This window comes from Lysinibacillus zambalensis (genome assembly GCF_040183165.1).
In the GTDB taxonomy this organism is placed as follows: Bacteria; Bacillota; Bacilli; order Bacillales_A; family Planococcaceae; genus Lysinibacillus; species Lysinibacillus zambalensis.
Genome location: NZ_JBEGDG010000017.1, coordinates 91,857 through 113,366 on the forward strand (window position 1 = coordinate 91,857; position 21,510 = coordinate 113,366).

Sequence of the window (21,510 nt, forward strand, 5' to 3'; positions counted from 1 at the left end):
TTATTTCGACTGTAATTATTGGTAGCGGCAGAAGCCTTGGACGATTCGAAAATTATATAAACAAAGGGGAGCGTTGTTATGCATATGATGGATACACCTTTATTATTAACAAGTTTTTTGGATCGAGCAGAACGATTTTTCCATTCGAAAAAAATATATTCGCGGACAAGCCCTACAACAATTCACGAGTTTACTTATAAAGAATATGTAAAACGAACTCGTAAACTAGCAGATGCCCTTACAAAGCTGGGAATGGAGAGAGGGATGAAGGTAGGAACCTTCGCTTGGAATCACCACCGTCATTTAGAAGCATATTTTGCAGTGCCATGCGCAGGAGCCGTATTGCATATGATTAATATTCGATTAGCGCCTGAGCATATTGCTTATGTTATTAATCACGCAGAAGATGAAATATTACTAATTGATGATAACTTAGTTCCACTTATTGCACCAATTGTCTCTCAGCTTAAAACAGTCAAGCACTTTATCGTAATGGGAGATGATATTGTGCTAGAAAATATCCCGCTACCAAATGCTCTGTCTTATGAGGCATTAGTCGATGAGGCGAATGAAGACTTTAAATTCCCAAATGATTTAGATGAAAATACACCTGCTGGTATGTGTTATACAAGCGCAACTACAGGAATGCCAAAGGGTGTTGTGTATACTCATCGTAGTATTGTCCTCCATACTATGGCAGCAGGACTTTCTGATAGTATAGCTATTAGCGAGACAGACGTTGTATTACCTGTCGTACCAATGTTCCATGCGAATGCGTGGGGATTTCCGTTTGCGGGTGTATTATTTGGTGCTACACAGGTGCTCCCGGGGCCAATGTTTACACCACAGCTATTACTTGATTTATTTGAAAGATATAAGGTAACGCTGACTGCAGGAGTACCTACAATTTGGCTTGGGCTATTACAGGAGCAACGTAAAAATCCTCGTGATTTGTCTTCAATACGGTTGATTGTTTGTGGTGGTTCAGCGTCGCCGAACGGTCTAGTTCGTGGTTTTGAAGAGGAGCTTAAAATTCCTTATATGACGGGCTACGGTATGACCGAGACATCGCCACTTGTTAGTATATCGACGTATTTAACGCATATGCAAGATTATTCGTTGGATGAAAAAATGGATGTTCGTACTACGCAGGGAATAACAGTGCCACTCATTGAAACACGTGTAGTCAATGAAAAAGGTGAAGTACCTTGGGACGGCAAAACAATGGGTGAATTGACAATTAGGGGTCCATGGATTGCTGCTGAGTATTATAACGATGAACGAACAAATGAAGCCTTTAAAGATGGCTGGCTCTACACTGGTGATATTGCTGTAGTGACAGTAGATGGTTATATTAAAATTACAGATCGTACGAAAGATTTAATAAAAAGTGGTGGAGAATGGATTTCTTCGGTAGACCTTGAAAATGCCTTGATGTCACATCCTAAAGTGTTGGAGGCAGCTGTTATAGCTATTCCTCACGAAAAATGGATAGAACGACCTCTAGCGTGTGTTGTATCGAAGCCTGAATTTAAAGATTCCATTTCGAAATCAGAGCTATTAGAAGCTTTACAATCGCAATTCCATAAAACATGGATTCCTGATGATGTTGTATTTTTAAATGAGATACCTAAAACTTCTGTAGGAAAGTTCATGAAGGTAAAATTGCGAGAAGATTTAAAAGGTTATCGTGTAGAGGTTTAAGAGGCAAAAATTTTGAAGGTGGTGACTAACTACCTTCATTTTTTTATTTAAAATATAGGAACATCTCCATAGCGTGGGATAATATCCCTTTCGACAATGCGTTATCCAAGAACATGATACAACTAATGGAATATTTTTTCTAAAATAGTGAAAGAATGAAAAGAAAAGTGAAACTATTTTTTCAATTTTACCGTATAATCATTATTAATGAGAGGATGTGGACGTATTGTCAATTGCAATAGTTGCTATTATTGGTGGAGTAGTTATTTGTTTAGCAGGGATTTTTACTGATGCTCATACAAGAAAGGAAAAAATTAGATTAAAGGCTATTGAGAAAGAAACGGAGTTAGAGAAGCTTCGATTAGAAACATATACGATGGAAACAGAAAAATTACGTCTAGAATTAGAGCAATCCAAAGTGTTATTATTAGAGGAAAAACAAAACTCAACTAAGTAACTTGGATTACATGTGAAAGAGTATTTCAGGAATGGCACTTTTCCGCTATAATGGAAATACGACGCTAGAGGGGAAGAAGACCGGATGTCTGATTATGAACAGTTTATAGAAGGTATAAAGCGCAAAACAGGAATAGATTTAGCGCTATATAAAGAAGCGCAAATGAAAAGACGATTAACATCTCTGTATGAGAAAAAAGGATATCGTAATTTTGTGGACTTTCTAAAGGCACTTGAACAAGATCGTGATTTAATGAATGAGTTTTTAGATCGCATGACGATCAATGTTTCCGAATTTTATCGCAATGGGAAGCGTTGGGAAGTGTTACAGGAAAAAATATTTCCGAAATTACTGCAATCTAATAAGCGTTTAAAAATTTGGAGTGCTGCTTGTTCAACAGGTGAAGAACCTTATTCTTTAGTTATGGTATTATCTCAGCTAATGCCATTATCTCAAATTCAAATTATTGCTACTGATTTAGATGAGAATGTCATTCAAAAGGCGAAATTAGGTGTGTATCCAGAGCGCTCATTAGCAGAAGTGCCGAGTGATATTAAAGCTAAATGTTTCGAGCAAGAAGGTTCCTTTTATAGGGTCAAGGATGAAATTAAACGTTGTGTGACGTTTAAGAAGCATAATCTACTAAATGACAATTACGATTCTAATTATGATTTAATTGTTTGCCGTAATGTGATGATTTATTTTACTGAAGAAGCGAAGGATCAGATTTATACGAATTTTAGTAAAGCATTGCGCAAGGATGGGGTTTTATTTGTTGGATCTACTGAGCAAATTTTTAACCCATCTCGTTATGAGTTTGAAGTCGAGGATACATTCTTCTATAGAAGGACCTAGTTAATAATATGAGAAAAGCATTCGTACAGAAGGTAGTATAAATAGCATGTACATATTTTTAAAAAGCTTTAGACATAGATGAATCGTACGCTTTTCGCTTTGCCATAAGCAAAAAGCGTATTTTTTTATTAGTTATCATAAAAGCATGGTTGGTGAAAATTAAAAATTAGTGGAGATTTTTTCTATGTACATCGTTCAGAATATTCTAATTTAACAATGGGTGAAGTTGCTGGGTAATTCGGAATTTACAAACAATTGAAACGAGTCTTGAAAGACATTTGCAAAAGGACTGTTTTTTTTAGAGAATATATGTTATAGTGAAAAATACATACTTTAGCGAGTTGAAGGGAGAAAGTGTTTATGCGTTACTTAACAGCGGGAGAGTCACATGGCCCCCAATTAACAACAATTATTGAAGGTTTACCATCGCTCTTACCAATTACAGCAGAAAAAATTAACCACGATTTAAAGCGTCGCCAAGGAGGACATGGGCGAGGTCGCCGTATGCAAATCGAAACGGATACCGTAGATATCGTTGCTGGTGTTCGTCATGGGCAAACACTTGGTTCTCCCGTAGCGCTAGTAGTCACGAATGATGACTGGAAGCACTGGACAAAAATTATGGGAGCAGAACCATTAGCAGAAGATGTGAATCCTGAAGATATTAAACGTCAAATTTCACGTCCTCGTCCAGGACATGCAGATTTAGTAGGAGGCATGAAATACGGACACCGTGATTTACGTAATGTGTTAGAGCGTTCTTCAGCGCGTGAGACAACAGTTCGTGTAGCTGTAGGTTCTGTTGCAAAAGCGCTTTTGAATGAATTAGGTATTTCCATTGTGGCACATGTAACAGAAATCATAGGTATTAAAGCAGACACTTCCTTAGTAGAAGGGAAATCAGCAGATGAAATTCGTGCCATTGTTGAAGCTGATCCTTGCTATTGCGTTGACCCAGAGGCTTCCGCAAAAATGGTGGCAGCAATCGATGAAGCGAAAAAAGCAGGAGACTCAATTGGTGGTGTTGTTGAAGTCATTGTAGAAGGAATGCCAGCCGGTGTCGGTTCTTATGTTCATTATGACAGAAAGCTAGATTCGAAATTAGCAGCTGCCATGTTATCTATCAATGCATTTAAAGGTGTTGAATTTGGAATAGGATTTGAAATGGCACGCCGTAAAGGCTCTGAAGTCCATGATGAAATTATTTGGTCAGAGGAAGAAGGTTATACACGTGCAACGAATCGACTTGGCGGCTTAGAAGGTGGAATGTCTACTGGAATGCCAATTGTTGTACGTGGTGTAATGAAGCCAATTCCTACATTATATAAACCGTTACAAAGTGTTGATATTGAAACGAAAGAGCCATTTAAAGCTAGTGTAGAACGCTCTGATAGCTGTGCGGTACCAGCAGCATCAGTTGTTGCTGAGCACGTTATTGCCTGGGAAATAGCGAATGCGATTGTAGAACAATTCCATAGCGATCAATTACCTCAACTAAAAGCTCAAATCGACGAACAACGTCGATCTACAAAGGGGTTCTAATTTATGCGAGTACCAGTAGCGACGAAATCACATCAATATGAGGTTGTCATTGGTCATAATTTTTTGGCAGAAGCAGTAAAAGAATTCGATGATCAGCTTCAAAAAGCCGATAAACTCATTGTTTTTACAGATGCTAATGTGTGGGCAGCGCAAGGAGATTATTTCAAGGCTAATTTCCCTTATCATTTTGAGGTCTTTGTCTTACCAGGTGGTGAGGCATGTAAAACCTTCGAACAATACTTTGCGGCACAAACGTTTTTACTTGAACAAAAATGCTCACGTAAATCATTTGTTTTTGCATTTGGTGGGGGTGCTGTAGGTGATTTAACTGGCTTTGTTGCTGCCACATATATGCGTGGGGTGCCGTTTATTCAAATTCCAACAACGATTTTAGCACATGACTCAGCGGTAGGCGGTAAGACAGCTATTAACCATCCACTAGGTAAGAATATGATTGGTGCGTTTTATCAACCTGAGGGAGTCATTTACGATACTATATTTATCGACAGCTTACCTGAGCGTGAAGTACGTTCAGGAACAGCAGAAGTGATCAAGCATGCAATGATTTCGAATGCAGCGTGGTTAGAGGAATTAATGGCTGTAGAGACAGTTATTCATTTCAGCACAGAAGAATTAGCAAAGCAGCTTAGAAAAGGAATTGCAGTAAAAGCGCAAATAGTAGCAGAGGACGAAACCGAGCAATCCGTACGGAAATTTTTAAACTTAGGTCATACTTATGGTCATGCCATTGAAGCGGCAGCTGGTTATGGAAAAGTAGCGCATGGCGAGGCTGTAATGATTGGACTCGTGTATTGTTTATTATTAAGTGAAAGATATGGAAAATTAGACCGTAACTTCACTACCGCATTTTTGCATTTTGCAGTGAAGAATGGCTATCCATTTGACTCGGTGAAAATGTATACTTTTGATCAGTTAACAGAATATTTAATGAAAGATAAGAAAGCGGAGTATGGTATTTTACAATTTGTATTATTGGATGAAATTGGTAAACCTTTCGTACAACCAATTGATTTAGCAGAATGCAGAGAAGTAGACACCGAATTCCGACAGCTATTAGCGGAGGTGCTTGTATGATTCGTGGACTTAGAGGAGCAATTACAATAGAATCTGACAGGCAAGAGCTTGTATGGGATGAGACAGCAAGATTAGTGCGTGAAGTAGTAACAGCAAATAATGTGGAAGTAGATGATATTGCTTCCATACTAATTTCCACAACACCTGATATTACGTCAGCATTTCCTGCACGTGCTGTACGGTTAATGGACGGATGGCAATATGTACCTGTCATGTGTACGCATGAAATGGACGTGCCGAATGCATTGCCACTTTGTATTCGTGTATTAATACATGCGAATGTTGAAGTGGCACAAAAAGATGTAAAACACTTGTATCTCAATGATGCAGTGAAATTAAGACCAGATTTAGCCCAAGCTAAATAATTAGAGGAGATGTTTAAGATGAAATGGAAACAACAACTGGACGGTATGCAAGCATATAAGCCTGGAAAACCAATTGAAGAAGTACAACGAGAATATGGCTTACAAGAAGTCGTAAAATTAGCATCTAACGAAAACCCATTTGGGTGCTCACCTAAGGTAACTGCTTATTTACAAAATAATTCAGTAAATCATGCTATCTATCCAGACGGCTATGCGCAAAATTTACGTACAGCTGTTGCAAATTATCTAGGTGTCAAAGAAACACAGCTTCTTTTTGGTAACGGCTCTGACGATATCATTGCGATTATTACTCGTGCATTGTTGTATCCAGGTGTAAACACAGTGATGGCAGACCCATCCTTCTCTCAATACTGGCACAATGCTGCAATAGAAGGCGCGGAGGTACGTAAAATCCCTTGTATCGAAGGTACACATGACCTAGCAGCAATGATAGCGGCAATTGATGAAAACACATCGGTCGTTTGGATTTGTAGTCCAAATAATCCAACAGGTGTTGTGATACCAGATGTTGAATTACGAGCATTTTTAGCTAAAGTACCAAGTGATGTGCTAGTAGTATTAGATGAAGCTTACATCGAATACGTAACACATCCTGGTCACAAAGATACTCTACCTATTATTGACGAGTTTCCAAATGTACTATTGTTGCGTACATTCTCAAAAGCATATGGTCTTGCTTCTTTCCGAGTTGGTTATGCAATTGGGCAACCAGACGTGATTGCTAAACTAGATCCCGTAAGATCGCCATTTAATAATACAATTCTAAGCCAAGCGGTTGCGACAATCGCTTTAAGTGATCAAGATTTTATAAAGGCTTGCCGAGAAGTAAATGAAAAAGGTAAAAAACAATATGTTGAATTTTGTGAAAAGCATAATTTGCAATACTTCCCGTCTGATACGAACTTTATTTTCTTTAATACGAATGCCGATAGCGATGTTGTTTTCAATGAGCTAATGAAACGAGGCTTTATCATCCGTAGTGGAAATGCGTTAGGATTACCTGGGTTTATCCGCGTGACAATCGGAACAGAGGCTCAAAATGAAGCGTTGCTAGGTCACCTTGAAAACGTCCTAAAAGAGCAAGGAGTTTTTGCATGACGACCCGTAAAGTGCTCGTTATTGGGCTAGGCCTCATTGGAGGCTCAATTGCCCTAGCGTTACAAAAGGCACCCGAGACAAAAATTATTGGCTATGATATGGATGAGAAAACACGTGAACATGCGAAAACGTTAAATATTGTGCATGATATTGTGACAGATCCAAAAGCAGTGGCGGACGAAGTAGATGTTATCATTTTTGGAACTCCCGTTAACGCAACACTTGAATGGATGGAACAATTAAAAACATGGCCGTTGAAAAATAAAGTAATCGTAACAGATACAGGTAGTACTAAAAAGAGAATTATGCAAAAGGCTGGGGAACTACGTGAGTTAGGCATTACCTTTATTGGAGGACATCCAATGGCAGGCTCACATAAAAGCGGTGTTTTAGCTGCAAAGGCTCACCTTTTTGAAAATGCGTATTATATGCTAACACCGCTTGCCGGTGAAGAAATTGTCCATATGGCACAGCTTGAAAGCTTATTAAAGTTTACACACGCAAAGGTTGTAAGTGTATCTGCTCGTGAGCATGATCATATGACAGCTGTAGTTAGTCACTTCCCACATGTCGTTGCTGCTTCTCTTGTGCACCAGTTGGGCGAAGAAAATGGTGAGTATCCGATGACGCGTTCACTTGCTGCAGGGGGCTTCCGTGATGTAACGCGTATTGCGTCATCCAATCCGATTTTATGGCGAGATATTACATTGCAAAATCGAGATGAGCTTATTGCACAGCTAGATGGCTGGGAAAAGGAAATGAGTCGTGTTAAGGAGCTCCTTTTAAATGGTAGCTCGGAGGACATTGAAAAATACTTTGCAGTTGCCAAAGAGCTAAGAGATGAATTACCGATTAGTGCTGGAGCAATGTTTACATCATTTGACTTATATGTTGATGTTCCTGACTATCCGGGTGTTATTTCTGAGGTGACAGGCTTACTTGCAGATGAAGCGATTAGTATTACGAATTTACGTATCGTAGAGTCACGGGAGGACGTGTTCGGAATCCTTGTTATTAGCTTACAAAGCGAAAGTGACCGTGAACGAGCAGCAGCGTGTATACAAAAGCGTGCTAAATATGAAACATATATTTCATAGGCAGACTAGAAAAGCTTAATAAGAAATGCATTTTTTAAAGAAAGCGTCGAAATTACGGCGCTTTCTATCTTCATATTGGGGGGAAGAAAACGATGAGTGAAAAAGTATTACAATATGATAAACCTTCCTTACAAGGGACTTTAATGATTCCAGGTGATAAATCTGTTTCTCACCGTTCCATTATGTTTGGAGCGATTGCAACGGGTAAAACGACAGTTGACGGCTTTTTATTAGGGGAGGATTGTTTGAGTACAATTGATTGCTTCCGAAAGCTTGGTGTGAAGATTGACGTGGAAGGAACAAATGTATCTATCGACAGTCCAGGTATAGAGGGGTGGCAAGAGCCCACAGAAGTACTATACACAGGAAACTCTGGTACGACGACACGTTTGATGTTAGGGATTCTAGCAGGGTCTAATGTACATTCAGTAATGACAGGGGATGCATCCATTGGAAAAAGACCGATGCGCCGTGTTATTGATCCGTTGCGTCAAATGGGTGCACACATTACTGGAAGGACAAATGGACAATATACACCATTAGCTATTCAAGGTACAACATTACAAGCTATTGATTACAACATGCCTGTTGCGAGTGCTCAGGTGAAGTCAGCTATTTTACTTGCCGGTTTACGTGCTGAAGGTACTACAATTGTGCGAGAAACGGAAGTATCTCGAGATCATACTGAGAGAATGCTACGTCAATTTGGTGCACAGGTTGACGAGGTGGATGGTGTTATTGCATTACAAGGAGGGCAAAATTTAACAGGGACGCATGTTTCTGTACCAGGTGATATTTCATCAGCGGCCTTTTTCTTAGTAGCAGGAGCTATTTGTGAAGGTAGTAAAATAACGCTACAAAATGTCGGAATTAATCCAACACGAGATGGTATCATCGAAGTGCTTCATAATATGGGCGCTTCGATAACAGTTATGCCGAATGAAGATAGCCAATCAGAGCCGACAGCAACAATTACAATAGAAACGTCAGCATTAACAGGAACTACAATTGAAGGAGATATTATTCCTCGTCTTATCGATGAAATCCCGATTCTAGCTTTATTAGCAACGCAGGCGAACGGCAAAACGATTATTAAAGATGCCGAGGAGTTGAAAGTGAAGGAAACAGATCGGATAACGGCTGTAGTGGATGAATTGAAAAAACTAGGTGCTTCAATTGAAGCGACTGAGGATGGAATGATTATTGAAGGACCAACTCCATTACGTGGTGCTCGCTTAAAAACTTACGGTGATCATCGTATAGGCATGATGGGCGCTGTTGCTGCACTAATAACAGATGGTTCTGTAACTTTAGATGATGCAGAATGTATTGCAGTTTCTTATCCATCGTTTTTCGAGCACATAGAGGAAGTAAAGTAAAGTAAAGTCTATCTTTATTCAGCAGAAGACTCCTACCTCTGACTGTGGTGAGATGATTGCGGTTGAGGTTTCTTTTCAGTGGATGTACCAAACGCCTACTGAAATGTAGGAACTCAGTCTTAAGCATGCCACGTTCTGTGCCAATACCGAAATGGCAGACATCGTGTCGGCCATCGTGTGCAGACCTGGGCACAATTCAAAATCTGGACAAAATTACGCCAATGCGAAATTAATCCTGACTCTCCAAGTCTTTTGGGGAGTTTTTTCTTGTTTCGAAAGAAAATGTTTTGTAGCATAAAGATATAAATGAAAGAATAGGTGAATGACTGTGAACAATGCGATGACTGAAATGATGCAAGCACTTGAACAAGGAGACTTAGCATTAATTGAACAGCTACTTGAATCATTTTTAACGAAGGAGCTACCTGAGGAAATTTATACGCTAGCAGAAATGTTTATGCAGTATGGGTATATGAAGGAAGCTGACCGTGTACTGGAGCATTTACAATTTTTATTCCCAGAAGAGGCACAGTTGAAAATTGATCGTGCAAACGTCTTAATGGAGCTTGGCGCTGAAGATGAAGCGCTAGATTTTTTATTAGAAATAGAGGAGACATCTCCAGAATATCCCCAAGCATTATTAGTATTAGCGGATTATTATCAAATGCAAGGATTATTCGAAGTAGCAGAAATGCGTATTAATGAGGCCCTATCTATATTACCAGACGAGCCATTATTACAATTTGCTAAAGCGGAGCTTTTATTTGAAACGGGTCGTTTTTTAGAGGCTGCGAGACTATATGAAGAATTATATGAACAACAAGTTGAATTTGCAGGGATAAGTCTTGTTGAAAGACTTGCTGAAGTGTATCGTGCTGGAGCTGCCTATGAAACGGCTTTAGATTACTATTTAAAAGCACTTGACGATGAAATAAAGCCAGATGTTTTATTTGGAGCTGCATATTCGGCCTTTCAATCACAAAAATATGAGATGGCCATTAAACAATTAGAAGAATTAAAAGAATTAGATCCTGATTATTTTTCTGCCTATTTATTGCTTGCTGAAAGCTATGCCATGACGGAGGACAATAAAAAAGCTTATGCTGCCATTCTAGAAGGATTAAAGCGTGATGAATATGATAAGTCCTTATATTTATTTGCAGGTAAAATGGCTTTAAAAATTGGTTTGCCAGATGAGGGTGAACAACATCTACGTGAAGCTATTGCCTTAGATCCTGAATACATGGAGGCGGTATTGGCATTAATCTCTGTGTTGGCACAGCAAGAGCGTCATGAGGATGTAATAGAATTATTTGAAGAGTTGCAAAAAAATGATTTTGAATGGAGCACATTATACCCATTTGCTGCGGTTGCATATGAAAATTTAGAATTGTACGACCGTGCATACGAATTTTACCGTTTGGCATATAATGATTTTAAGGAAGACGCAGCATTTTTAGAAAAATATGTTTATTTCTTATTAGAAGAAGGAAAGCGTTCAGAAGCAAAAGAAGTACTTGGCCAATTAATAACTATTCAACCTGGTGAACTAGAGTGGCAAGAGAAGTTAGAAACCTTAGAATTTGAGTAAAGGAGGGAGTGGGTATGACTGCTTCTGTATCAGTTGTCGATAAAAAAGCATTTGTTAGATGGTTTTTAAAGAATTATCAATTGAAACGTCGTGAGTGTGTATGGATTTTGAATTACTTATTAAGCAACGATGAGTTATTAAAACGAATTCGATTTGTTGAAGAAGCTCATTATTGCCCTAGAGCAATGGTAATGTCAACAGTTGACTCAACAGGTGTGCCATTTCGTTTCTACAAAGGTAATGTAATGACAGCAGATGCTGAGAAATCTTTTCATGATTTACGCTTACATGAACATGAAGATATGTATATACAATTGAATTTTCCTAATGTACCTCCAAGTGCACAATACTTAGCAGTTCTTGAAGAAAACCCTTATATGCCGGAAGCACTAATTGTCAGTGAAAAAGATCGCTTACTGGCAGAAGAGCTGCTTTCCAACAGCTTACTCGTATTCCAAGAAGAAAAATTACTCGCACAAATTGATGAAGCTCTCGATCAAGGAGATGAAGAGCGGTTTTATGAATTGTCTAATTTGTTACAAGCTCTAAAGGAAACAGCTAATTTACATTAGTTATAGGCAAAAATTGAATGTCCTTTATCTACCTCAATATGATAACATAACAAGTGAATGATTGTTTTCACTTTTTATTGGATATCCTATTGAAGAGTGGAGAAGGGCATTTTTTTATTTTCATAACGCAATTACGTTATATGTAACATGAGGAGGTTTGTTAGATGTATTTTAATGCAAGCGATGTGACATCGTTTATGGCACAGAAGGAATTTATCGATACAGCAATTGTTCCACTCGTAACCGTCGATTTATCTCCTGAAAAAATGAAACAGAGTGGTACAGAGGCAGATTTTTTGTTATCGCTTACATCTTTTATTGAACAACAGTTTAAAGGCCGTCTATTACTGATGCCACCATTTTCGTATAGTGCAACATTAAAAAGTGAAGATATGCCGAAGCAATTAGAGACACAATTACATAATGCTGGTTTTAAGCATGTGTTCTTCATTACTTGTGACCATTTTTGGACAAATATTGGAGAGGAAGTAAATGTTGTTTGGCTACCAGCGATTCCGTTAGAAAGTATGGATAAAGGTGTGAAAAACTCTATTCTTGAAGATCAATTGCGACAAGTTATTCCGATGCTTTCGACCAAATGGGCACAGATTTAACAATTTGTTTCAATAAATGTTCACATTCTCCAGCTTTCCACAGAATGCTATATTGACCAAGCTATGGAGTTGATATATCATAGATATGTCCTAGTATTACTATTTGTAAAAGAATGTCCGTTGGACTGACCTTTAAGTTAGAGGGGGGAAAAAAATGAGTAATAATCGAGTTTCACGTCGTCAATTCCTAAGCTATACACTAACTGGTGTAGGTGGCTTTATGGCGGCAGGTATGCTGATGCCGATGCTTCGTTTTGCAATTGACCCAGTACTACAAAAACATACTGGTGGGGACTTTATAAAGACAGAGCATAAAATCGCTGATATTACTAAAGAACCTATTAAAGTTGACTTAAAATTTGAACAAGTTGATGCATGGTACAAATCAGAAGTAACAAACGTAGCATGGGTTTTCAAAGAAGGCGATCAAATCGTTGCGTTATCTCCTGTTTGTAAGCACTTAGGTTGTATGGTGAACTGGGGAGAAGATTCTGCACACCCAGATCAATTCTTCTGTCCTTGTCATGCTGGACGTTACGAGAAGAATGGTAAAAACGTACCAGGAACACCACCAACAGGTCCGTTGGATGAATATGAAGTTAAAGAAGAAGATGGTTACTTATTGCTTGGTCCAACTAAAGCAAATACTCTAGTTAAGTAAGGGGGTACAAAACAGTGCTAAATAAAATTTATGATTGGGTCGATGAACGCTTAGATATTACACCTATTTGGCGTGATATTGCCGACCACGAAGTGCCAGAGCACGTGAACCCTGCACATCATTTTTCAGCATTCGTTTACTGTTTCGGTGGATTAACTTTCTTCATCACGGTAATTCAAATACTATCAGGTATGTTTTTAACAATGTATTACGTACCAGACGTAGTGAATGCATGGAAATCAGTTTATTATTTACAAAACGAAGTAGCATTTGGTGAAATCGTACGCGGTATGCACCACTGGGGAGCTTCATTAGTAATCGTAATGATGTTCTTACATACACTTCGTGTATTCTTCACAGGTTCTTATAAGAAACCTCGTGAATTAAACTGGATGGTTGGTGTAGGTATTTTTGGTGTAATGATGGGTCTTGGTTTTACAGGATACTTATTACCATGGGATATGAAAGCATTATTCGCTACAAAAGTAGGTATCGAAATTGCTGCATCTGTACCGTTTATCGGTGAATGGATTAAAATCTTATTAGCGGGTGACTCAACTATTCTTGGTGCTCAAACGTTAACACGATTCTTTGCGATTCATGTATTCTTCTTACCTGCAGTATTGTTTGGGTTACTTGCAGCACACTTTATCATGATTCGTCGTCAAGGAATTTCAGGGCCGTTGTAATAGTTCTTGACGGTTCGATGATTTTTTAAAGGAGGGGACATAATGCATCGCGGAAAAGGAATGAAATTTGTTGGTGATTCTCGTATTAAAGCGAATCACAAAATGCCGAACGTTCCAAAGGATTATTCCGAATATCCAGGTAAGACGGAAGCTTTCTGGCCGAACTTCTTACTAAAAGAATGGATGGTTGGTGCTGTATTTTTAATAGCTTATTTACTATTAACAGTTGCACATCCATCACCTCTTGAAGGACCAGCTGATCCAACAAGAGCATACGTGCCATTACCGGACTGGTACTTCTTATTCATGTATCAATTATTAAAATACTCATATGCTTCAGGTCCATATAACGTTATTGGAGCAATTGTAATTCCAGGTCTTGCATTTGGAGCGCTATTATTAATGCCATTTTTAGATAAAAGTCCAGAACGTCGTCCATCTAAACGCCCATTACCAACTGCGTTTATGTTATTGACATTGGCTGCTATGTTCTACTTAACTTGGGAGTCAGTTGTTAACCATGACTGGGAAGCTCAAAAAGCTATGGGTGCAATTGTAGAAGAGGTTGAGGTTGATATTGATGAATCTCTACCAGGATTTGCAATTTGGAACGGTGACACTGGTGAACAAGCTAAAACTTGTATCGGTTGTCATGCTGCTGACTTAAAAGGTGGTCCAGCTGCTCCAGCATTAGTTGGTAATAAACTAACAGCTGAAGAAGTAGAAGAGATTATCCACAACGGTCGTGGCAATATGCCAGCTGGTGCTTTCGCTGGTACAGATGAAGAAGCGAAGCAATTAGCTGAATTTATTGCGAGCTTAAAGGCTAAGGAATAAGCTTTGTTTTAAAAGAGTCAGGAAACTGGCTCTTTTTTTCTAGTCTAATATTGTGACTGTTACAGCTTCAAAAAAGTTCCCGTACAATATATTATTGAGACAATAATATTTGTTAGGATATACATAATGCCAGTATTCAACATTGAAAGAACGTGGCTAATTAAAGATTATTTAATACATAATAACAGATAAAAAAGGCATCTTAGTAAAGACAGAAGAAAAAGGAGTTTTAATTATGCAAATTACACGTGCAAACGTCTGGTATCTCCTTACACATAAGTCATTTTTAATACTTTTACTTATTATCAATCTATTAGGAACTATTTACGGTTATTATTGGTACGGGTGGCAGCTTGCTATAACGGAACCAATTTTTTATATTTTTGTTCCGGATAGTCCGACAGCCAGCTTATTCTTTTGCTTTGTATTGTTAGCTTGGATTATGGGGAAGAAATGGCCTCTAATGGAAGTACTAGCACTGATAACATTAGTAAAGTATGGAATTTGGGCTGATGTGATGAATATTTGGACGTTGATTGAAACTGGATCTATTGGTTGGCAAGGCTGGATGCTTGTAGGCTCGCATTTTATGATGGCCTTCCAAGCAGTTCTATACATTGGTAAATATGTTTTTTCATATTGGCATATTGCCGTAGCAGCCGTATGGACATTGCATAATGATGTGATTGATTATGTATTTGGCCAAATGCCGATGTACCGTGATTTAGTTGATTACACAAGCTATATTGGCTATTTTACTTTTTGGTTATCGGTCGCATGCATTTTTTTAGCGATTTTCTCAATTAGATGGCGCAAATATTTGCCGAATTAGGTAATTGATTATAGAATTATAGTATAGAGATAGAAAGGGGTTAGAAAATTGTCAACAACCATGTATATTGTTTATTTTGCAATAATAATGCTACTGCCGCTTTACGCACAGATGAAAGTAAAGGGCACGTATAATAAGTTTGCAAAAGAACGTACAATGAAGGGACAAACCGGTGCAGAGATAGCGCGTACGATTTTAGATGCAAACGGCTTATATGATGTACGAGTTGTTCCAACACAAGGTGTGTTATCTGATCATTATAATCCGGCGACAAAAACGGTTGCTTTATCGGAAAGTAACTTCTACGAAGCAAGCATTGCTGGAGCTGCAGTTGCTGCCCACGAAGTTGGCCATGCCATCCAGCATAAAGAAGCTTATTCAATGCTAACATTACGTAGTAAGCTAGTGCCGGTTGCAAATATTTCATCAAATATGTCTTGGATATTTGTTATGATTGGTATTTTTGCAAGTAGTACAAATATGTTACTTTTAGGTATCGTATTATTGGCAGCAGGTGTGGTTTTCCAATTAGTAACATTGCCAGTAGAGTTTGATGCATCGAAGCGTGCGTTAGTACAAATGAATTCCCTAGGTATTATTACAAATGAAGAAGAGCGTCCAGCGCGTAAAGTGTTAAGCGCTGCAGCATTAACATATGTTGCCGCAGCAGCAGTAGCTGTATTAGAATTATTACGTTTAGTATTAATCTTTACAAATATGCGAAGTGACGACTAATTAAAGAACTTGTTGTAGTGGTATTTCACTATAGCAAGTTTTTTAATCCGTCAAACTGTAATATGTAAAAAAATGCCTACCTCAACGAATGTTTTTATTCGAGAGAGCAGGCAAATGTTCATTTTAATGGAGTGGTTGTTTTTGGTCGTCGAGCGTGAAGCCTTCTCCTGCCACATCTCGTACTTCTATTATTGATACGAAAGCGTGAGGATCGACGTCATAAACAATAGATTTTAAACGTACAACTTCATTGCGACCAATGACACAATAAATAACTTCTTTTTGTTGCTTCGTAAAATGGCCATGGCCTTCAAGTATAGTAATGCCGCGTTCCATTCGTAATGCAATCATGTCAGCAATGGCGCTAGATTTTTCAGATATAATAAGTGCTCCACGTGCTGCATATGCTCCTTCTTGAACAAAATCAATAACGCGCGCGCCAACAAATACCGCGACAAGGGTATACATCATAGAGCGTGCATCTAAAAACGTTATCCATGACAGTGTAATGACAATTGCGTCAAAGATGAACATCGTTTTACCCATACTCCAGCCAAAATATTTATGCCCAAGGCGAGCTAAAATATCTACACCGCCAGTTGTACCACCGAAGCGAAAGACGATCCCGAGTCCTAGTCCAACAAAAACCCCTGCAAAAAGTGCAACAAGTAGTAAATCATCCTCTAAATGAATAGTAAATTGATACTTTTGGAAAATTTTTAGGAAAACTGAAACAGATAAAGTTCCAACGAGCGTATAAATAAATGATTTTTTCCCAAGTAAACGATAGCCAATAATAAACATAGGAATGTTTAATAGTAAATTCATGAAGGCAGGGTCCCAGCCTAGTGTAAAATAAAGTATGAGTGTAATCCCACTTAGGCCACCTTCACCAAGTTGATTTTGCATGTTGAAGTGGACGAAGCCGAAGCTAAAAATTGCAGCTCCGAGCATTATTGCGATGATATTGATGACTTTGATCTGTTTTAGCATATGACCTCCTGTAGTCCCAAACAATTGAAGTTGTGCTATCTATTATCTGACATTTTATTGTTTTTGACAACAATGGTGTAAATTTTATACGATGGTAAGTAGGAGTGTGATTTAAATGACTGAAAAAGTAACAATGCAAGCTTTACAGCAGCGTGTGGATGATTATATAGGACAATTTAAGGAAGGTTATTTCCCACCATTTGAGTTATTGGCTCGTCTAACTGAGGAACTTGGTGAATTGTCTCGCGAGGTACAGGACGTTTACGGGCAAAAGAAGAAAAAGAGTACAGAGGATGCTAACAGCATTGAAGAAGAATTAGGTGACTTTTTCTTTGTCTTAGTTTGCTTTGCAAATGCACAAGGCATTAAATTAGATGAAGCACTTTTACGCGTTATACATAAATTTGAAACAAGGGATAAAGATCGCTGGACTAGAAAGGATGAAGAATAATGTCAATTCGTGTAGCTATTGCAGGACCTAGGGGGAAGATGGGGGCTGAGGCTGTACATACGGTCATGAAGCATGACAAAATGGAATTAGTAGCTGTACTAGATTATAAGGAAGTAGGAAAAACATTAGCTGATTTGGAGATGTTTCCAACAAGTTATACTGCTCCAATCTTTACAGATATGTCAGAGCTTGTAGAGGCAACTGCACCAGATGTATTAGTTGATTTAACAAACCCGCATGCAGTATATAAACATACTAAAGAAGCCTTGCATTTAAATGTACGCCCTGTGATTGGTACAACGGGCTTTACAGATGAACAACTAGTGGAATTATCAGCAATGGCTAAAGAAAAAGAGCTTGGCTGCATTATTGCTCCGAACTTTGCGATAGGGGCAATCCTTATGATGAAGTTTGCTAAGGAAGCGGCAAAATATTTACCAGATGTTGAAATTATTGAAATGCACCACGATCAAAAGTTAGATGCACCATCTGGAACAGCTGTTAAAACAGCACAAATGATTCAAGAGGTGCGGGCACAAAAAATGCAAGGACATCCAGAGGAAAAAGAAACACTTGAGGGTGCAAGAGGGGCAGAATTGGACGGCATGCGCCTTCATTCTGTTCGTTTACCAGGTTTAGTGGCACACCAACAAGTGTTATTTGGTGGAGACGGACAGCTTTTAACAATTCGTCATGATTCATTAAACCGTAATTCTTTTATGTCTGGTGTAGCATTTTGCGTAGAAGAAGTCATGAAAATGGATCAACTTGTATATGGTTTAGAAAACATCATCTAAAGATTGGGATGGAAGCTTTATGAAAATCGCATTAATTGCACATGATCGCAAAAAAGATAATTTAGTACAGTTTGCTATTGCTTACCGTAATATTTTAAATGAGCATACGTTGTTTGCTACAGGGACAACAGGACAGCGTGTTATTGAAGCTACAGGCTTAGAGGTAACACGTTTCCGTTCTGGACCACTCGGTGGTGATCAACAAATTGGCGCAATGATTGCCAATAATGATATGGACATGGTCATTTTTTTCCGTGATCCTTTAACAGCACAACCACATGAGCCAGATGTTTCTGCACTGATCCGACTTTGTGATGTTTACCAAGTGCCATTGGCTACAAATATGGGAACTGCAGAAATATTACTAAAAGGCCTACAGGAAGGCTTTGTGGATTGGAGACTGATTCAAGAAAGACGAGATTAAAAAAAGACGTGATTTAGAAAGGATGATAATCGAATGAAAAAGCTAAAAATTGGCATTACCTGTTATCCAACTGTTGGAGGCTCTGGTGTTATTGCAACAGAATTAGGAAAAATGCTTGCAGAGAGAGGACACGAGATTCATTTCATCACCTCAAGCGTACCATTTCGATTGAATAAAATTTATCCAACCGTCTTTTTCCATGAAGTAGAAGTTAATAATTATTCAGTATTTCAATATTCGCCATATGATATAGCATTAGCGAGTAAAATGGCGGACGTGATTAAGGATGAAGAGCTAGATGTGCTTCATGTGCATTATGCAATACCACATGCGGTCTGTGCTGTCTTAGCTCGTGAAATGAGTGGTCGTGACATTGGGATTGTCACAACACTACATGGTACAGATATTTCGGTGCTTGGGCAGGATTCCACTCTTTCACAGGCAATTAAGTATGGTATTGACAAATCTGATATCGTAACGACAGTGTCAGAAGCATTAAAGCAACAAACCTATGAGCTTATCGATACAGTAAAGCCGATTAATACGATTTACAACTTTGTTGATGAACGTGAATACTTCCCGCGCAATTCAGGAAGCCTAAAGGAACAATTCGGAATTGAAGAAGACGAAAAAGTTATTATTCACGTATCTAACTTCCGTAAAATTAAGAATCTTCCTCATATAATAGACGCATTTATGAAGATTCGCGCAAACATGAAGGCAAAGCTGTTGCTTGTAGGAGATGGCCCTGAAAAGCATCGTGTAATGGATCAAGTAAAGGAAAGTCCTTACATGAAGGATGTTCTATTTTTAGGTAAACAAGAGAATTTAGCTGAATTGTATGCAATCAGTGACCTTAAATTATTACTATCACAGCAAGAATCATTCGGGTTAGTCTTACTTGAAGCAATGGCTTGTGGTGTACCTTGTATTGGATCAGCTGTAGGCGGTATTCCAGAAGTCATTGAACACGGTGTGGACGGTTTTATAGTGGAATTAGGAGATACAGACGCAGTGGCAGAATATGCTGTGAACCTCTTGAATGATGAAGAGAAATTACAACGTTTCCGTGAAGCAGCCATTTGTGCTGTTGATGAAAAATTCCATTCATCAAAAATTGTAGAACAATATGAAAAATTGTATGAAAAGGTTGCTGAAAGAAATCATGCAAAACAATAAAGAATGGCAAGCGGCCTATTCAGTTATTGAACAACTAGAAAACGCCGGCTTTGAAGCAGTAATCGTCGGTGGTGCGGTACGAGATGCCATACTCGGTCGCCCTGCCCATGATGTAGATGTTGCAACAAATGCCATGCCAGACGAAGTAAAATCTGTCTTTAATCACACGGTTGATATAGGAATTCAGCATGGGACGGTACTTGTTATCGTGCCAGCTGGATCGGTGGAGGTAACGACATATCGCACAGATGGGGAATATACGGATCACCGTAGACCAGAGGAAGTGCAATTTGTACGTTCGCTAAAAGATGATCTACAGCGCCGAGACTTTACGATGAATGCCATTGCGATGCGTCGTGATGGCTCATTTGTTGATTTTTACGGGGGGCGCCAAGATATTGAGGCTGGTGTCATTCGAGCAGTAGGTGACGCACAGAAACGCTTTTCGGAAGATGCATTACGAATGCTTCGAGCCGTACGTTTTTCAGCACAACTAGGTTTTCTAATTGAATCAGAGACCTTGCAAGCAATGCAGGACAAGGCTAATACTATTTCTTGGATTGCAAAGGAGCGTAAAAAGGCAGAGCTCGATAAGCTATGGGTAGGGAAAGATGTTTTTAATGGTATTAGAAAGCTTGAGGAAAGTAGCTTAGTGAATTATTTAAGTGGTACTTTTCAAGCAGAGGACTGGTGTAAATTTAACACGCAGGACAAGCTATTAGGCTGGGCATATTTTTCAATGTTACAGGATGATCATTGGCTAGAAGTGCTAGGTGACTATCGTTTATCGAATAAAGAGATAGCATTTGTAAAAGCTGTGTTAGCAGCTTTTAAGGCTTTGAAAAATGGCTGGACGAATATGGATTACTTTTCGCATACACACCAGGAACTCGAGGCAGCTTGTTATTTTGCGGAGCTGAGACAGCTTGACGTTCAAATGCCACAGCAAAGTATCCAAGAAATACAGAAAAAGCTTCCCATTACACACAAGCAAGAGCTTATTGTAAACGGGACGGATTTATTAAAATGGTCTGGAATAAAAGGTGGACCATGGGTAAAAGAGGCGTTGCAGGAAATGCTTGAAGCGGTTGTCAACGGCGAACTTCAAAATGACCGACAGCACATAAAGAATTGGATAGAACATGATTATTTCAAAAAAGAATGATAAACGTTGATTTTTATCATTTCTGTATGATGAGGAACCGTCTTAAAAAGAATAAGACGGTTCCTTATTAATTTAAGCTCTTTTTTTGCTTATCTTTAAAAGTTGAATGTGACATTTGTTAAAACGCATACGATGTACTAAGTTGATTGTAGTGGAGGCTGGCGACTCCAGAAAGCTCTGCTTTGCGCGAAAGCGAAGCGTCAGCAACAAATTTTTTATCTGCGCGAAAGCGAAGCGTCAGCGGCAAATTTTTTATCTGCGCGAAAGCGAAGCGTCAGCGGCAAATGTTTTAACTGTGCGAAAGCGAAGCGACAGCAACAAATGTTTTAACTGTGCGAAAGCGAAGCGACAGCAACA

Annotated in this window: 24 protein-coding genes; 23 read left to right on the top strand and 1 reads right to left on the bottom strand. The window is 38.7% G+C overall.

What is annotated here, in order from left to right; all coding sequences use genetic code 11:
• The first annotated feature begins 78 nt into the window (after positions 1-78).
• The 17 genes from ABNX05_RS19300 to ABNX05_RS19380 all read left to right on the top strand — a co-directional run bounded on the left by ABNX05_RS19300 (position 79) and on the right by ABNX05_RS19380 (position 16,144).
• Complete coding sequence (locus tag ABNX05_RS19300) at positions 79-1,704, top strand: long-chain fatty acid--CoA ligase (protein WP_349661189.1); 1,626 nt, start codon at positions 79-81, stop codon at positions 1,702-1,704.
• A 226-nt stretch (positions 1,705-1,930) separates the two neighbouring features.
• A complete protein-coding gene (locus ABNX05_RS19305) occupies positions 1,931-2,161 on the top strand; it encodes a hypothetical protein (protein WP_386827872.1) in 231 nt (76 codons plus the stop codon).
• Between the two features lie 84 nt (positions 2,162-2,245).
• On the top strand, positions 2,246-3,016 hold the full coding sequence (locus ABNX05_RS19310) for a CheR family methyltransferase (RefSeq protein WP_349661191.1): 771 nt from the start codon (positions 2,246-2,248) through the stop codon (positions 3,014-3,016).
• 360 nt (positions 3,017-3,376) lie between these two features.
• Positions 3,377-4,558: a chorismate synthase gene (aroC, locus tag ABNX05_RS19315; RefSeq protein ID WP_349661192.1), complete on the top strand. Its 1,182-nt coding sequence runs from the start codon at positions 3,377-3,379 to the stop codon at positions 4,556-4,558.
• Between the two features lie 3 nt (positions 4,559-4,561).
• Positions 4,562-5,653, top strand: coding sequence for a 3-dehydroquinate synthase (aroB, locus tag ABNX05_RS19320; protein WP_349661193.1), 1,092 nt, complete (start codon positions 4,562-4,564; stop codon positions 5,651-5,653).
• Complete coding sequence (gene aroH, locus ABNX05_RS19325) at positions 5,650-6,018, top strand: chorismate mutase (protein ID WP_349661194.1); 369 nt, start codon at positions 5,650-5,652, stop codon at positions 6,016-6,018. The genes aroB and aroH overlap by 4 nt, the downstream gene beginning before the upstream one ends.
• Positions 6,019-6,036: 18 nt before the next feature.
• Positions 6,037-7,137, top strand: a complete 1,101-nt coding sequence (gene hisC / locus ABNX05_RS19330) for a histidinol-phosphate transaminase (RefSeq protein ID WP_349661195.1) — start codon at positions 6,037-6,039, stop codon at positions 7,135-7,137.
• Entirely contained in the window at positions 7,134-8,234 is a 1,101-nt protein-coding gene (locus tag ABNX05_RS19335; protein WP_349661196.1) for a prephenate dehydrogenase, read from the top strand. The genes hisC and ABNX05_RS19335 overlap by 4 nt, the downstream gene beginning before the upstream one ends.
• Before the next feature lie 92 nt (positions 8,235-8,326).
• The gene (gene aroA / locus ABNX05_RS19340) at positions 8,327-9,613 is read left to right on the top strand and encodes a 3-phosphoshikimate 1-carboxyvinyltransferase (RefSeq protein WP_349661197.1); all 1,287 of its coding nucleotides are present in this window, start codon (positions 8,327-8,329) and stop codon (positions 9,611-9,613) included.
• 322 nt (positions 9,614-9,935) lie between these two features.
• Positions 9,936-11,204 carry a tetratricopeptide repeat protein gene (locus ABNX05_RS19345; RefSeq protein WP_349661198.1) on the top strand — a complete coding sequence of 423 codons (1,269 nt, stop codon included), beginning with the start codon at positions 9,936-9,938 and terminating at the stop codon, positions 11,202-11,204.
• 14 nt (positions 11,205-11,218) lie between these two features.
• Positions 11,219-11,776, top strand: a complete 558-nt coding sequence (locus tag ABNX05_RS19350; RefSeq protein ID WP_079559925.1) for a ReoY family proteolytic degradation factor — start codon at positions 11,219-11,221, stop codon at positions 11,774-11,776.
• Positions 11,777-11,940: 164 nt separating this feature from the next.
• Entirely contained in the window at positions 11,941-12,390 is a 450-nt protein-coding gene (locus tag ABNX05_RS19355) for a DUF2487 family protein (RefSeq protein ID WP_349661199.1), read from the top strand.
• 154 nt (positions 12,391-12,544) lie between these two features.
• Positions 12,545-13,051, top strand: coding sequence for a Rieske (2Fe-2S) protein (locus ABNX05_RS19360; protein WP_349661200.1), 507 nt, complete (start codon positions 12,545-12,547; stop codon positions 13,049-13,051).
• 14 nt (positions 13,052-13,065) lie between these two features.
• Positions 13,066-13,740, top strand: coding sequence for a menaquinol-cytochrome c reductase cytochrome b subunit (gene qcrB / locus ABNX05_RS19365; RefSeq protein WP_049666761.1), 675 nt, complete (start codon positions 13,066-13,068; stop codon positions 13,738-13,740).
• 42 nt (positions 13,741-13,782) lie between these two features.
• Positions 13,783-14,577 (top strand): menaquinol-cytochrome c reductase cytochrome b/c subunit, encoded by a 795-nt coding sequence (locus ABNX05_RS19370; RefSeq protein ID WP_349661201.1) that lies wholly within the window; start codon positions 13,783-13,785, stop codon positions 14,575-14,577.
• A gap of 235 nt (positions 14,578-14,812) precedes the next feature.
• Positions 14,813-15,409: a lipoprotein heptaprenylglyceryl N-acetyltransferase LhaT gene (gene lhaT, locus ABNX05_RS19375; RefSeq protein ID WP_349661202.1), complete on the top strand. Its 597-nt coding sequence runs from the start codon at positions 14,813-14,815 to the stop codon at positions 15,407-15,409.
• Positions 15,410-15,469: 60 nt separating this feature from the next.
• Positions 15,470-16,144, top strand: coding sequence for a zinc metallopeptidase (locus tag ABNX05_RS19380; RefSeq protein WP_349661213.1), 675 nt, complete (start codon positions 15,470-15,472; stop codon positions 16,142-16,144).
• A gap of 123 nt (positions 16,145-16,267) precedes the next feature.
• On the opposite strand, the gene ABNX05_RS19385 is transcribed toward ABNX05_RS19380, so the two are convergent.
• Positions 16,268-17,137, bottom strand: coding sequence for a YitT family protein (locus tag ABNX05_RS19385; protein ID WP_349661203.1), 870 nt, complete (start codon positions 17,135-17,137; stop codon positions 16,268-16,270).
• Between the two features lie 115 nt (positions 17,138-17,252).
• On the opposite strand from ABNX05_RS19385, the gene ABNX05_RS19390 reads away from it, so the two are divergent.
• The 6 genes from ABNX05_RS19390 to ABNX05_RS19415 form a co-directional block, all read left to right on the top strand.
• Positions 17,253-17,588 carry a nucleotide pyrophosphohydrolase gene (locus ABNX05_RS19390; RefSeq protein WP_349661204.1) on the top strand — a complete coding sequence of 112 codons (336 nt, stop codon included), beginning with the start codon at positions 17,253-17,255 and terminating at the stop codon, positions 17,586-17,588.
• Positions 17,588-18,385, top strand: coding sequence for a 4-hydroxy-tetrahydrodipicolinate reductase (dapB, locus tag ABNX05_RS19395; RefSeq protein WP_349661205.1), 798 nt, complete (start codon positions 17,588-17,590; stop codon positions 18,383-18,385). The genes ABNX05_RS19390 and dapB overlap by 1 nt, the downstream gene beginning before the upstream one ends.
• Before the next feature lie 19 nt (positions 18,386-18,404).
• The gene (gene mgsA / locus ABNX05_RS19400; protein WP_197141460.1) at positions 18,405-18,809 is read left to right on the top strand and encodes a methylglyoxal synthase; all 405 of its coding nucleotides are present in this window, start codon (positions 18,405-18,407) and stop codon (positions 18,807-18,809) included.
• A 33-nt stretch (positions 18,810-18,842) separates the two neighbouring features.
• Entirely contained in the window at positions 18,843-19,988 is a 1,146-nt protein-coding gene (gene bshA / locus ABNX05_RS19405; RefSeq protein ID WP_349661206.1) for an N-acetyl-alpha-D-glucosaminyl L-malate synthase BshA, read from the top strand.
• Positions 19,975-21,153, top strand: a complete 1,179-nt coding sequence (locus ABNX05_RS19410) for a CCA tRNA nucleotidyltransferase (protein ID WP_349661207.1) — start codon at positions 19,975-19,977, stop codon at positions 21,151-21,153. Before bshA ends, ABNX05_RS19410 begins: the two co-directional genes overlap by 14 nt.
• A gap of 142 nt (positions 21,154-21,295) precedes the next feature.
• The coding region (locus ABNX05_RS19415) for a hypothetical protein (RefSeq protein ID WP_349661208.1) at positions 21,296-21,510 on the top strand (215 nt) is incomplete at its 3' end.